This is a genomic window from Pseudomonas sp. TE3911 (assembly GCF_054062775.1).
This window is the reverse complement of record NZ_JBSSFP010000001.1, coordinates 1,784,656-1,799,408: the sequence shown is the minus strand read 5'-3', so window position 1 is coordinate 1,799,408 and position 14,753 is coordinate 1,784,656. Positions and strand designations below refer to the sequence as shown.

Annotated in this window: 5 protein-coding genes; 3 read left to right on the top strand and 2 right to left on the bottom strand. The window is 61.5% G+C overall.

Going from position 1 to position 14,753, the window contains the following annotated elements; all coding sequences use genetic code 11:
- Window positions 1-198: 198 nt before the first annotated feature.
- Together ACVWXD_RS08260 and ACVWXD_RS08255 are read left to right on the top strand one after the other, a co-directional pair.
- The gene (locus ACVWXD_RS08260) at window positions 199-4,818 is read left to right on the top strand and encodes a hypothetical protein (protein WP_457370852.1); all 4,620 of its coding nucleotides are present in this window, start codon (window positions 199-201) and stop codon (window positions 4,816-4,818) included.
- A gap of 114 nt (window positions 4,819-4,932) precedes the next feature.
- A complete protein-coding gene (locus ACVWXD_RS08255) occupies window positions 4,933-9,825 on the top strand; it encodes a dermonecrotic toxin domain-containing protein (RefSeq protein ID WP_260368013.1) in 4,893 nt (1,630 codons plus the stop codon).
- A 50-nt stretch (window positions 9,826-9,875) separates the two neighbouring features.
- Here the strand turns inward: ACVWXD_RS08255 and ACVWXD_RS08250 are convergent, their stop codons facing one another.
- Window positions 9,876-12,251 carry an efflux RND transporter permease subunit gene (locus ACVWXD_RS08250; protein ID WP_032886494.1) on the bottom strand — a complete coding sequence of 792 codons (2,376 nt, stop codon included), beginning with the start codon at window positions 12,249-12,251 and terminating at the stop codon, window positions 9,876-9,878.
- Between the two features lie 15 nt (window positions 12,252-12,266).
- Window positions 12,267-13,307, bottom strand: a complete 1,041-nt coding sequence (locus ACVWXD_RS08245; protein ID WP_242461431.1) for a WD40/YVTN/BNR-like repeat-containing protein — start codon at window positions 13,305-13,307, stop codon at window positions 12,267-12,269.
- Between the two features lie 307 nt (window positions 13,308-13,614).
- Here ACVWXD_RS08245 and ACVWXD_RS08240 point away from each other — a divergent pair, with 307 nt between their 5' ends.
- Window positions 13,615-14,730, top strand: a complete 1,116-nt coding sequence (locus ACVWXD_RS08240) for a Gfo/Idh/MocA family protein (RefSeq protein ID WP_457370851.1) — start codon at window positions 13,615-13,617, stop codon at window positions 14,728-14,730.
- Window positions 14,731-14,753 lie beyond the last annotated feature (23 nt).

Sequence of the window (14,753 nt, the reverse complement as noted above, 5' to 3'; positions counted from 1 at the left end):
CACGCAAAGAAAAGAGCGTGATGATAAGCCAATTCCTCACGCCCTTCCCCCATCGCGTTGCCCAACGATATCCGGATACCGCCAGCGCGTGCGCCGACTTGCCATTCTTGGTCCACATCCGTGGCGCATGGCCCAACGACCAGCACCCCGGCCACTGCGATTGAAGCCCGCATCCGCACGAAAAGGATTTTCATCCCTATGCAACCGTTATCGTCTCCTCCCCTAACCGTCCAGGCCGTCAGCCGCCAGTTCGCCACCCGCCCGAGCCTCATGCCCTTGGTCCAGACCCTGCTCGGCAACGCCCTGCGCGAACGCTACCCCTCGTTGAGCATTGACCTGGCGCTTACGCACCTGGCAATCCCGCAAGCGACTAAGGGCTGGACGTTTCAGCCATTGATGGACGTCATCTTCAATTACCTCGCCGGTATCGGGCCATTGGATCTCGGTGAGGCGTACGGTATCGATCACTACCTCTCGGACGTACCGCCCAAACGTCTGAAACTGCCGGGCCTGACCCGCGAAAAGCTGGAGATGACGGTGGTCCAATCGCTGATCCAGGATCTGTGTTCGACACTGCCCATTGCCGCACAGGACGCATTGGCCCATTACTGGAATGAGCCCTCGGGCACGGGCGGCAGCCGCTGGCGTTGGCTCAGCGACATGCTCATGACCACCCTGCAAGCCAGCGCCTTGCGTCTGACCGACCTGGATGCGGACGTGCGGCAGACCCTTGACCAACTCATTGGCACCCCGGACCGCGAACAGCGGATCGCGCGATATGGTGAGCACGCGGTATACGCCTACAGCCTGGAGACACAACTGGATAACGCAGGCCAAACCACGCGCGTGTTGTCAGAGCAGTTGCTACTGACGCGTGCCATCAACGGCAAGGCGCCGGTGCTGCTGTGTTCCCCCGGCGGGCGTGTCGAGGCGTTCTCGTCCATGGATGCCTTCACCCTTGCTTGGGGCGAGCGAGCCGCAGCCCAGTACGAGGCAGAGACGATCACCTGCAATCGTTACGAGCCCGAGGGCTCGATCTTTGATTACCAGGCCACGACGCTGTTTAACCTGCAAATGGAACGCCTGGCCGCTCTGAAACTGCCCCTGGAACAACGCCAGGAAACCCTGCAGGGGCTGTACCTGCGGCTCACCGACCCCGGCGAGTTTTTCCTGGATGCGCAAGACGGCGCCGTCCGCACCCTGGATGCCGTGCGCGCTCGGTTGCCGGATGCCTTGCGCGATGCGCCCCCCGGATACCGCGAGCGATACCGGCAATACAGCCTGGCCCTGGCCACCGCGAAACAGCGGGCGGGTGGGCGCTCTTTTCTCACCGGCATCGACGATATCCACACCTATACCGTGCATGCCCTGCAGCAAGCACTTGACCATGAGGCGAGCGCTGCCGGTGACACCACCGGGCAAGTGGCCCTGCACCCTGATGACCTGCAACTGACGTTCGCCGTTGCCGCGGGCTACCCTGGCACCGTGGGTATTGTCGAACGTGTCCACATGAGCCTGACGGAACTGGCGCTCAAGAACCTGGCAGGCCTGCCCAGCGGCGAGTTGTCCATCGCCCATCGCCAGGGCTCACCGTTACCGGCCTGGTTGACCCGCGAAACGGTGATTGGCGGCGACGGATTGATCAAGCGCGTCGACATCGGCAAGCACTACCCCGAGTTGCTCAAGCAAGCGCTGTTTGGCGACACACCCCAGGCGCGGGAGCGGGAAACACTGTTCGCCGCTCAGCAGCCGATGCAACTGTGCTTGCTGGCGCTGGAACTGAGCCTCAAGGGCGAAGCCGGCATCACGCCACAAGGCGCCCGTATGGTGGCGGCGTTGATGCAAGGGAGCAGTGCCGAACAGAAGGTCGACGGCAAGCCGGTGGTGATCCGTCACCTGTCCTTTTTGCGCAGTCCCGGCGCAAAGGCCGACAAGGTCAGCGCCATGTACTTGATCGAGTTCCAGGACAGTGAACGCGGCCCGCATCTGCTTTACCGGCCCTTGTATGCCCAGGCATTGCAGGAGTTCTCCAGCCGAGCGGCGCTGTTCCAGGCCATTGCGCAACCGGGTGAATTGCAAACCAGTGTCCTGACCTGGCTATCCGATACCGCCCGACCGATTTACGACCACGGCGGTTTTCAGGAGCCCCATTATCTGCGTTTTGGCCAGGGCGATGAGTTCGCGCCGCGCCGCACGCCGCCACCGGCGACATTCGCCAGCGACGGCGCCAACGACGAACTGCACCAGTGCCTGGTCACCGGGCGGCTGATGACTTACCTGTTCAGCGACCACAGCCGGGCCTTGATTGAACAGGCCGAGCGCGAGTCCACGTCCAACAGTGAAAGTCGCTGGCAGGTGCTGATGGAGGGCGGCAGTTTGTTGTTCGGCAGCTTGCTGCAACCGCTTCTGTCAGGCCCGTCAATGATGGTGGGATGGTTGTTGGCGCTGTACAGCAGCCTCAGCCAGGACATTCAGTTGCTCGACAGTTCATCCGCCACGTCTCGCGAGCAAGGCGCGATCGACCTGTTGCTCACTGTCGCAACACTGCTGCTGGAATCCCCGCTGGCCCCCACTGCCCCGCGCCCAGCCGTGGCGCCACGCGTGCCGCAGCGACGCCCGCAAGCATGGCCGGCGCGCACACCTGCACGGATTCGCCAAGGCACCGTTGCATTGCCCGGCGTGCAGCCACAAGGCTTGCACACCGCCGTGGATTTCAGCTACGCCCAGGCCCGTTATCGCCTTACGCCCAGCCAGCGCGCCAGCCTCGCGTCACTCAAGGTACCGATGCCGGGTGACCTGCCACAGCCGGTCTTGAATGGCCCCCGCAAGGGCTTGTACCTCATCGATAACCGTTGGCATGCGCAAGTCGACAGCGACCTGTTCCGCGTCAACCTGGAGGACGATGGCAGCGTGCGAATTACCGACCCCACCGATGCCCAACGGCCTGGCCCTTACCTGCGCGACGACGGCCAGGGCATCTGGTCAGTGGACTCCCGGCTGCGCCTGCGCGGTGGCATGCCGCCAAAGCGCATTGCTGCCGAGCGCGAGCGCAAGGCCAACCGCGTCAAGGCATTGGAGGATGACCTTCAGGCCTACTTGCAAACTCAGCCCGAGGTCGACAAGGCAGAAGCCCGGCAGACCGGTTTAAGCGGCAAGCCACTGGCAGAGGCGCGTCAGCAGTACGATGCCGCCCTTGAGAAACAAAGCCTGCACCAGCAGCAGATCCTGGACAGCCTCAAGGAGCGTGAAGCCTTAAACGTTCCCTTATCGCTGACAAAAACCCTGGACCTGTTGCACGACGCCGTTCTCAATGCCCGTAAACATGTGGCCATTGCCGAGCTCGACAGAGAAGACCTGTACCGCGCCCACCCGCAGTTCCGGCGTGAAGGTCCCGGTTTCAATGTGGCAGTCGTGCTTGAACGCAACCGCTATCGCCAGTTCACGTCCCAGCTGGCAGACATCAACGAGCGCAGTATCCGCTGGCTTGAACGCCAGGCGCGACACCTTGAACACATGCAGTCAATGGGCTCCAGCGGCGCCAAACGATTCAACGAGATGACTGCCAATCGGGTGAACGAGATCAGCGCGCTGTCCATCAAGGACTTGCAGCTGCGCACCTTGAAATACCTGAGCGTGAAGGATTTCGGACACCCGCTGTTCAAGGCAATGGATAACATTGTCAGCCCGCTGCAGCAGCAGGTACGCACCCACGCCGAACTCAACGGCCTGGTGCTGTCGTCCAGTGATCGGCTGAGTGTGTTGGAAAGTCTGGTGGAGCATTACGGCCGTGCGCTGGATGGGTTGCTCGGGTTGGAAATTGTCGACGTCGAGGGCCTGGATGCGACGTTCAGCGGCCGGTTGCTGAACCTGGTCCGCGGGCTCTACGACGAGGTAACACAACGTCTGTCCAGGGAGGTCAGACCGATTGCACACACCAGCAGCCAGCCACCCAGGCCTGTGCCGGCTCAGGCCCCGGCGGCCACATCGGCGAAACGGGTAATCAAGACCCGGCGCAGGGGCACGCTGATCGGCGACGTGCAGCGGGTGCACAACGTTGAAGTGGTCGAAGTACGCAACGAGAACACCCGGCAAGTGGTCGAGAGCTATTCACAGCAGGGCGATGTATGGGTCGAGTATGTGGTGCAGACGCCGCCCCAGGCGCCCGTCCCACCGCGCAGCCTGAGCCAGGTCAAGGGTGAAGCGCGCAAGTTGCTGGCCATGCTGGATGATCATCTGCGCAGGGCCGAGCATTACAAAAAAAGCAGCAGGCACCCCCAGGAGGTCCAGGAGGTCCTGGATTACGAAGCGGCTCGCTATGACAAACTCGCCACCGAGTTGGACCAGGCCATCGCCGCTCAGCCCGAGAGTGCCAGGACCACCGCTGACCAGGCACTGGCCAGCGACATGCGTAAGGCCGGTGAACGCTTGAGTGCCTTGGGCCAGACATTGCGGCACCAACTGAGCCTGGAACTGCCGCCCACCCACGGCAATCTGGAATACCTGCTCAACCAGCGCCAGGTCAACGTGGCCAAGTTGGGCGGGCGGACCCGATTGAAGGGTGAGCGCCAGGACTTCATCCAGGAGTACGCGATCAATGATCCCAAAGGCTACCCGGTGTGGTATGCGCATTTTCACTACCCCACCGCAGACACCGCAGGGGCCGATTACACCGCCGCGCACGTGAAAACCCGCGAACAGCGCAAGCAAAGCTATTACTCGTTGCTCGCCAAGGCGCAGGGCCCGCAGGCAGTGGTCGACGTACACCGAGGCTTGATTGGCAAGGCGCTGGCGCAGCGCTGGTTCTTATCGTTCCCGTAATGAAGCGGCCCGAGCCGTTCGCGCACATGTGTGCTATCGGGCTACCGCATCAGGCGTGGCGTTGGCGTTAGGTTAGGCGGGCATTCGCTTATCCAACGTAAAGGAATACCTTTCATGCCAATCGTCACGCCGATCCCGGCGGAAAACCTGCTGAAAACCGTGATAAAGGGGCAGTTTTCAACGCGCCCCGCCCTGCGGTCGGTAGTTGCAGAAATGCTGGCCCGCACCCTGAAAGAACACTACCCGCCCCTGTCCATCGCCCCTTCGGATCTGTACATGGCGCTCCCCCGTGAGGGGGGCGGCCGGGCACTGCGGCCGCTGCTGGATGTGGCGCTGCAATTCCTTGCCGACGGCCATTTTCCCGACCTTTCATTGAGTTACGGGTTGGACGCCTACCTGAGCGACGCCACCGGCAGCCGACTCACGTTTCAGGCCGATGGCGAGCGCAGCTACGACCTGAACGTCTTCGAAAACGCGATACGGGAACTGCCCTTGATCCTGTTTATCGGGGCCCAAGAGGCGCTGGCCGCGTATTGGGAACAGGACAGCGATACCGGCGTCAGTCGCTGGCAATGGTTGGCCGAAGTGCTGCGCGGCGCATTCAGGGCCAGCGCCGTCCGTCAATCGGGGGACGACACCCAGCAACTGCAGATACTGAGCACCCTGGCCGACTATCCCAGCCGAGAAACCAGGACCGAGCAGCCATGGCCTGCCAATGCGATCCACGCCTACACCCTGGAAACCCAGCTTGTACAAGGCAGCACATCACTGACGCAGCAGGCCAGCGATATTCTAGTGGTCAGCGGCACGCGCGTGCTGCTGTGTGGTTTGTCCGGCCGGATCGATTCCTACGCCAGCCTGGATGCATTCGGCGAGGCATGGGGCAAACGCATGCAGGCAGAGGGGATGGCCGACACCATCACTTGGCGCCTGTACGAGCCCGATGGCGATATTTTCGAAGTGCAGGCGGCGCTGGTATTGGATCGGCAACTGGAGAACCTGGCCAGTCTGCGCCTGCCTGCGGGCACCAGCGTCAAGGCGTTGGAACAGCAGTTTGCGGCAATCACCGACCTGGCGAGCCTGTTCACCGACTCCCCCGCCATCGCCAGCCATCCCGCGCCGGCGATCGAGGCGGCCCTGCCCGGCTGGCTGCAAAACGCCTCGGCGGCCGATCGTTTCGCGTTTTCTCAGTGCCTGCTCGAACAGGCCAGCCTTCGGCGTCTGAATCAAGGCAAACACTACCTCGATGATCTCGAGGATATTCGCAGCTATGCCGCCAGCCATCTGGATCACCAACTGTGCCTGGACCGCAACGCCACCGAACACGGCGAACGCAGCTGCAAGGAACTTGCCCAGGGCGCCTACCGGGCCGGCGCACTGCAACTGACCTTCGAAGTGCCGGTGGGCACCCTGCAAAGTGGCTACATCGACCGCGTGTCAATGAGCCTGGTCGACCTGGCGCTCAAGAACCTTTCAGGTAAACCTGCCGGCCGCATGACGGTGCGCCATGCGGATGGCCAGCCGGTCGACAGCAGCCTGACCCCGGAGTACCTGCTCGCGCTGGTGCAGCGCATCGATGTCGGGCGCAACTACCCGGCTTACCTTCACCAGTCACTGCTCGGCGAGGACGCCCAGGCGCAAGAGCGCAAGCGGCTGTTCCTTGTGCAGCGTCCCATCGACCTGAAAACCCAGGCCCTGGAATACAAGATCAAAGGCCAGGCCGGGCTTACGTCGCGAGGGCTGCGCTATGTCGAAGCAGTGCTGGGCACCCACAGTACCGAGCGCTGGGCGGGCATGGATGAAGTGGTCATGCGTGTGCTCGCCTTTCAACGCAAGCCCGGCGCCAAGGCGGATGGGGTGCAGAATATGTTCATCATCGAGCCGCGCAACGGGCAGCCAGGCCCGCGCTTGTTGTATCGCCCGGCATATCGGGATTCGCTGTTGGAATTCACCGACCGCGCCAGTCTGCTGGCCGCCATCGCCGAACCCGGCGAGCTGCAGGACAGCGTCCTGGCCTGGATGGAAGACCCTGCCAGAGCGGTGTACAGCAACGGCGGGTTCCGGGAACCCCATTACGTGCGTGTCAGCGGCATAGGTTCCGAGTTCGACCCCTTGCCGCCCATTCCACGCCCCGCGACGCTGGCCCCGCCGAGTGATGAAAGCAGCGATCAAATCCTCCAGGCGCTGGGCAACAACCAACTGATGGACTACCTGTACGAGTGCGAAGCGCGGCAACTGCAGGAGCAAGCCGACCGTGATTCGACCTCCAACGCCGAAAGCCGCTGGGCGCTGATTCTCGAAGGCGTGCAACTGGGCTTCAACACCTTGCTGATGCTGGTGCGTGGGCCCTTGGCGGCGGTGGGCTGGTTCATGCAGTTGGCCCTGAGCCTCAAGCAGGACGTACCAGCCCTGGAAAGCAAAGACCCGATTGCCCGTGAACTGGCGTGGGTCGACCTGCTGCTCAACACCAGCATGGTTCTGATTCACCTGGGGATACGCGACCACGTAGCACAGCCCCCTGCGCAAGCGGAGGTCCCACGGTTGCCATTGCAACACCCGCAGGGCCAGGCCATCTCAACCCCGGCCGTGGTGCGACGGGGCATCGTCGGCTTGCCTGCCGAACCGCCCGGCGGCGGCCGCACCCTGTTGGATATCGACCGCTCCCTGGCCAGCGACAGTGCCTCGGCGCGTTTGTTAAGGAAACTGCTGGAGGTCAATGTGCCCTGGCCTGAACACGCCCCGGACCCCGTCGCGCTCGGCCCTTATCGCGGGTTGTTCAAGATCGGCCAGCGCTGGCACGCCACGGTGGGCGGCCTGCTGTTTCGCGTCAACATTACCCCGGACGTGGACGACATATTCATCATTGACCCGAACAAACCCGACCACCCCGGCATCAAGCTGCGCACCGATGGCAAGGGCCACTGGACCCTAGACCGCGGGCTCAAGCTGGCGGGCGGTGGGCCCAAGCGCCTGGCAACGCTGCGCGAGGAGAATCGTCGCCAGGCGGTGCAATTGAAGGACCGCATGGACACGCTCAATGCGCAGATTTCCCCGGACATGGCCGAGTTCAGAGATTGGTTGACCCGCCTTAACAATAACCGCGACGCCCTGAACAAACATGCGATTACCTTAAAGAAGCTGTGGAACCTGCTGCAAAACGCCCTCGATGTGCTGAAACCCGCGATCGAAGCAAAGCATCAGGAGGCGATGGCCAACTATTCGAAGGCGCGCACCGACTATGAGGTGGTCCTGGATAAACTCGAGCAGAGTTACGCCAAGGTACTGCCAAAGCGCATCGAGCTGTACAAGGTAGGTCAGGACCTGCAGAAATACGCGGGTGCCGGCCCCCATGTGCAGGACCAGGCCATCACGCTCAAAACGCTTTGGGACGAGCAAATGCGCACGCATTTCCACCTGCAGAAATGGGCCGACACCTTTATGTTCACTGAGCGTGGCGAGCCCATGAGCCACCTGGCCAGCCGGATGCGCGAGGAACTGCGCGAAGGTCGTCCCTGGGCGTATAACGAACATGTGACCCGCTCGATTGAACTGGCGGACGTCGTTCAACGCATGGCGGCCCGCTCGCGCGAGATGGAAACCACCCTTGAGTTGCTGGAACAGGACTCCGTGGCCGGACGTGTGTTGCGCACGCAAGCGTTGTCCAAAATTACGACGTTCCAGCACTTTTTTGCGCAGAACCTGGAGATGCATGCGCTGATCCCGCTCTCGTGGGTGGTCGTGAAATTGTCGGCGCTGGAGGCGTCGCCGCTGGAGGCGCTGTACATCGACCATCTAAACAATTCGAGCCTGGGCCAGGCCTTGCTGTCACATACCGAAGTGCGCAGCAGCAGCGGTTATCCGCTGGATGAGCAACGATTGCTGTACGGCACAATCCTGGACAAGTACCGCAGCTACGAGCAGGCCATCGAGGCGCTCACGTTCATCAATCCGCAACGCGTACACCCCGTGGCCGAACGCCTGCTGGCCGGGCTGAGTCGGGCGCGGACGCTGGCTGAAAACGAGCTGGAAAGTGTGGTGCGCAGCCAGGAAGCACTGGAGGTCGAAGCATCCGCCGCCACGTTGCTCAGGCCGAAAGAGCCGGCCAAACGTATCTTCAAAACCCGTACGCGCACGTACTGGATCGGCGAGCTGAAACCTGTCGATGGTCTACACCCTCGCGAACGACTCACCATTACCAATAGCCTGACCGGTGAACCCCTGACCACCTTCGACGCGGATGATGCCGGCAGTTGGGTGGAAACGCCCCAGCAACCCATGGCCGCCCCCGAACCGGCGGCGCCGGCCTCTACCCTGGCAATGCTCAAAGACCAGGGCGAGAAAGTGCTGCGGCAACGCCCCGAGATCGAACGTCTGATCAGTGCCCAACAGAAGAAGCTGGAGTCCGCCCTCACCCGGCAAGACGTCAACCCGGCCGACTGGGATGAGTTGCTCACCGGACAGGCCGATAGACTCAACGCACTTGCGGATGAAATCGCACGGGATCACAGCGACCAGCCCAGGGCGCAGGACGCCATCGATCGCTACCGCGCCAACGCCAGGGACATGCAGCGCATGGCCACACGACTGTGCAGCGACGCCTACAAACGCCAGTGGCCAACCCTGGAAAGCCTCGATTACCTCTGGCGGCACAAGGAGATCGATATCAACCTGACCAGCCTGGCAGACCCGCAGCGGCCAACCCTCAGTGGGGATTTCTTCACCGAATACGCGGTGTACGACAAAGCGCAAAAGCCGCCCAGTGTGCTGTGGTATGCCCACTTTCACTACGCCACCGCCGACGCACCGCCTGAGCGCTACACGCGAGCCCACTTGAAACTGGCAAGCCAGCGCAAATACACGCAAAAGGATTTGCTCAAGGAACATGTCCAGTCGAAATTGCGCACTGAGCAGGCGGCAGGGGCCGACCCGGTGGAAAGAATCCTGTACGTATTGATCGCGCCGCCCCAGGACCAGCTCTTCCTGGCTATCGCGCCAACCATCAATTGACCCTCAACGTCCGGCGTCGCTGACGCCGGACGTTGTGTACCGCCTTGGGCTCAGTGGGCAAACAGCGAATTGCCCTTCTGACCCGCCAGCTTCTCGGGTTTGATCAGGAAGCGCGCCAGTGCCGGCAGCAGCCACAGTGCACCGAACATGTTCCACAGCAGCATGAAGGTGAGCATCAGGCCCATGTCGGCCTGGAACTTGATGGCCGAGAAGATCCAGGTGCACACGCCGATGGCCAGGCACAGGCCGGTAAACAGCACGGCTTTACCGGTGGATTTGAGCGTCTGGTAATAGGCTTCCTGCAACGGCAACCCGGCACGCAGGAAACTTTCCAGGCGGCTGTAGATGTAGATGCCGTAGTCCACGCCAATCCCCACGCCCAACGCCACCACCGGCAAGGTCGCGACCTTGACGCCGATGCCCATGAACGCCATCAGCGCATTGCCCAGTACCGAGGTGAGCACCAGTGGCAGCACGATGCACAGGGTCGCGGCCCACGAGCGGAAGGTGATCATGCACATGGTCGCCACGCACAGGTACACCAGGATCAGGATGGTCAGTTCCGACTCCTTGATGACCTCGTTGGTGGCAGCTTCGATCCCGGCGTTACCGGCGGCGAGGATGAACTCCAGGCCGTCCTTGTTGTTTTCCTTGGCGAAGTCCTGCACCGCATGCACGGCGCGGTCGAGGGTTTCGGCCTTGTGGTCGTTGAGGAACACCAGCACCGGCGCCAGTGAGCAGTTGTTGTTGTACAGGCCGTCGGCGCGGGCAATGGAGTTGTTCAGCACGTCCGGGTTACGCGACAGGGTTTCCCATTTCAGGTTGCCCTCGTTCATGCCTTTAATCATCTGCTTGGACACGGTCACCAGCGAGATCGCCGACTGCACGCCCTCGGTGTTCTGCATCTTCCACATCAACTGATCGATGGGCGCCATGGCTTCATACCGCGAGCAGCCTTCGGCCTTGGTCTTGACCATTACCACCAGCACGTCGGAGCTGGTGGAGTAATTGCTGATGATGAAGTTGTTGTCTTTGTTGTAGCGCGAGTCCGGGCGCAGCTCCGGTGCACCTTGGTCCAAGTCGCCGATCTTGAGGTTCTGGCTGTACCAGAGGCCGCCGCCAAAGGCGACCAGGGCTAGCAAGACCGACACTGGCGCGACTTTGGCGCTGGCGAATTTGGACAGCAGGCGCCAGAACGGATGCTCGCGGTTTGCGTCTTTCTTGCTCTTGGCGATGGCGCGCTTGCTGATGCCGACATAGGAAATCGCCACCGGCAGCAGGATCAAGTTGGTGAACACGATCACCGCCACGCCGATGGACGCGCCGATGGCCAACTCACGAATCACGCCGATGTCGATGATCAACAGCGTAATGAACCCGACCGCATCCGCCAGGATCGCGATCATCCCCGGCAGGAACAGTTGACGAAAGGTCCGCCGTGCAGCCGTCAACGCGTTGTCGGCCTCGCTGGATTGCAGGGCGATACCGTTGATCTTCTGCACGCCATGGGAAATACCGATGGCGAAAATCAGGAACGGCACCAGCATCGAATACGGGTCCAGCCCGAAGCCGAAGAAGTGCATCAACCCCAGTTGCCAGACCACCGCAACCAAGGTGGTGCTCAACACCGCGATGGTGCTGCGCAGGCAGTTGGTGAACCACAGCAGCAGAATCAGGGTGATGACGAATGCGATGCCGAAGAACAGCACCACCATTACCAGGCCGTCGATCAGGTCGCCGACCTTCTTGGCAAAGCCCACGATGTGGATCTTGACGTTGGGGTTCTGGGCTTCGAACTTGTCGCGGATCTTGTCTTCGAGTTCATGGGAGAACTTGCGATAGTCCAGGGCCAGCAACTTGCCCTGATCCTGCGGGTCCGGATAGGACTCCAGCAGCGGGATATCCACGATGCTCGACTTGAAATCGTTGGCGACCAAGCGCCCGACCTGGCCGGACTTGAGTACGTTATTGCGCAGTTGATCGAGGCTTTGCGCCGAGCCGTTGTAGCTTTGGGGGATCACCTCACCGCCGGCGAACCCCTCTTCGGTCACTTCGGTCCAGCGCACGCTAGGACTCCACAGCGACTTGAGGCCCGAGCGGTCGACGCCGGAGATGTAGAACACCTCGTCGTTGATCTGCCTCAGGGTCTCCATGTACTCCTTCGTGAAGATGTCACCGTCCTTGGCCTCCACCGAGATGCGCACGGTGTTGCCCAGGTTGGCCAAGTCGTTGCGGTGTTCCATCATCTTTTCGATGAAGGGGTGCTTGAGGGGGATCATCTTTTCAAAGCTGGTGGACGGGCGAATCAGCGTCGCCTGCCAGAACAGGAACACGCTCACCAGCAGGCAGATGACGATCACTGCCGGGCGATTGTTGAAAATCAGGCGCTCAAGAAAGGTCGCTTTATCGTTGTGATGACTGCTCATTCTGTCCCCGCCTTCTTATTGTTTTACGAGCTCAGCGCCAGTCGGCGTCGATACGCGAACGCCACCCTGCCCGGCCAGAATCAAGTTGCCATTGCCCGCCGCCGTCACCGACGACAGTGAAATACGGTCAGAGCGGTTGAACACGCTGAAGGTCTGACCATCGTCGTGGCTGACCACCACGCTGCCACCGTTGCCGACCACCACGATTGCGCCGTCATCCAGCAAGGTCGCGCCCGACAAACCAAACTCCAAGGCGCCACGGGTGGCGTTCAACTCAACCTGCTCCCAGGTGCTGCCGAAATCGGTGGAACGGTACAGATTGCCGCGCAGGCCGAAGGCCAGCAGCGTTTGCGGTTGCGCGGTGCTGATCACACCGAACAGCGAACCTTCATAAGGGCCTTCGAGTTTTTCCCAGGTCTGCCCGTCGTCACTGGAGCGGAACATGCTGCCCTGCTCGCCGACGATAAACAGGCCGGCATCCTTGATCTGGGCGATGGCGTTGAGGTGGAACTGGTCTTCGTTGTCGAGGCGGTCACTGACGTCGTTCCAGCTCTTGCCGCCATCGGTGGTTTCGATCAATGCACCGTAAGCGCCGACGGCCAGGCCGTGATTGGCGTCTTTGAACCACACATCGAGCAGCGGCGCTTCGCGCTTGAGGTCCTGGTATTGCTGGGCCCAGGTGGCGCCGCCGTCGGTGCTGGCGAGAATTTGCGCATCGTGGCCTACCGCCCAGCCATGTTTGTCGTCGACGAAAAACACTGCCGTGAGCAATTGGCGGGTGGGGACTTTAGCTTGGGTCCAGGTAGAGCCCTGGTCATCGGAATAGAGGATATGCCCGCGATCACCGACGGCTACCAGGCGCTTGCCGGCATGCACCACGTCGATCATCAGGCCTTTGGCGGCCTTGGGGGACTCAATCGCAAACGCTGGCGTTGCGGGGGTATCGCTGGCTGCCAGCACCGGTGTCGTCAACGCAGCACCGGCCAGCAACGAGAGCGCTGTGGCCAGCAACGCAACCCTGCGTGCGGCGCGTGGGCGGCAAACAACCCAACCCATGACAGGCTCACTCATAGACCTTTCTCCCATTTATTATTGTTAGGTCTTGCCTTCCCGGGCTCTGAAACCTGCAATCTAGAGCGCCTGAAGGAAGCAGGGGCCATCCTATCGGGCTTTGGAATCGTCTGACAATCGGCGCTACGTTATCTTTTGTTAACTGGCGGCTTTTGGCCACTTGGTGAATATAGCTGCATTCGCCAAGGTGATTACCGAGGCGTTAATGAATTTTTATTCCATCTATTGAAATATGGGAATTTTTATTCCATTAATGCACATCCTGAAAACAATAATCCAAAGGACCACGGCTATGCGTGAACTCGGAATCGGCTTGATCGGCACAGGCTTCATGGGCCGCGCCCACGCCTTGGCGTTCAACAATGCCCGGGCGGTGTTTGAACTGCCAGTCACCCTGAAGCTGGCCGCCCTGGCCGATGCCGACACCGAACGCGCCCAGCACTGCGCCTCGTCCTTGGGGTTCGATCACGCCCATGGCGACTGGCAGGCGCTGATCAACGACCCCAAGGTCGATATCGTGGCCATCACCACCCCCAACCACCTGCACTACCCCATGGCGATGGCCGCGATTGCCGCCGGCAAAGCGGTGTATTGCGAAAAACCCCTGGCCGTGAGCCTGGAACAGGCCGACGCCATGCGCCGCGCCGCCAGTGCCGCCGGGGTAGTAACCCGGGTGGGCTACAACTATCAACACAACCCGATGATCACCTTGGCGCGGCAATTGATCGCCAGTGGCGAGTTGGGTGACCTCATCAGCTTCCAGGGCGAGTTCAGCGAAGACTTTATGGCTGACCCAACATCACCCTGGTCCTGGCGCTGCGAAGTGGAACACGCCGGCGGCGCCCTGGCGGACTTGGGCAGCCACTTGCTGTCGATGGCGCGCTATCTGGTCGGGAATGTGGTCAGCGTCTGCGCCGATACCCAGACCGTCCACGTTCAACGCCCGGCTGTCAAAGGCAGCAACGAACTCAAACCTATCGCCGTGGATGACCAGGTACATGCCCTGCTGCGTTTCGCCAATGGCGCGCGCGGCACGGTGAGCAGCAGTTGGCTCAAACATGGCTACAAGAACCACTTGAGCTTCGAGATCAGCGGCACCAAAGGCACCTTGGCGTTCGATCAGGAGCGCTTGAATGAGCTTCGCCTGTGCCGTGTCGGCCAGGACGGCTTCCAACGCTTGCTGGCCGGCCCTTCCCTGCCCGGTTATGCGGCGTTCAGCCCGGCAGCGGGACACCAACTTGGCTACAACGAGTTAAAGACCCTGGAAGTGCAAGAATTGATCATGGCCGTCGCAGGCCAGGGGACCGATGGCACCGACTTTGAAGCCGCGTGGGAAGTGGAGCGGTTGGCGACGGCGATTCGCGTGGCTGCCCAGGAAGAACGTTGGGTCAACGTGAACTCGGTTTGAACATGTGGGAGGGGGCTTGCTCC

Bases quoted from the DNA above. Each gene is read 5' to 3' on its own strand.
- ACVWXD_RS08260 (WP_457370852.1), top strand. From the start codon at position 199: ATGCAACCGTTATCGTCTCCTCCCCTAACCGTCCAGGCCGTCAGCCGC.
- ACVWXD_RS08255 (WP_260368013.1), top strand. From the start codon at position 4,933: ATGCCAATCGTCACGCCGATCCCGGCGGAAAACCTGCTGAAAACCGTG.
- ACVWXD_RS08250 (WP_032886494.1), bottom strand. From the start codon at position 12,251: ATGAGCAGTCATCACAACGATAAAGCGACCTTTCTTGAGCGCCTGATT.
- ACVWXD_RS08245 (WP_242461431.1), bottom strand. From the start codon at position 13,307: ATGGGTTGGGTTGTTTGCCGCCCACGCGCCGCACGCAGGGTTGCGTTG.
- ACVWXD_RS08240 (WP_457370851.1), top strand. From the start codon at position 13,615: ATGCGTGAACTCGGAATCGGCTTGATCGGCACAGGCTTCATGGGCCGC.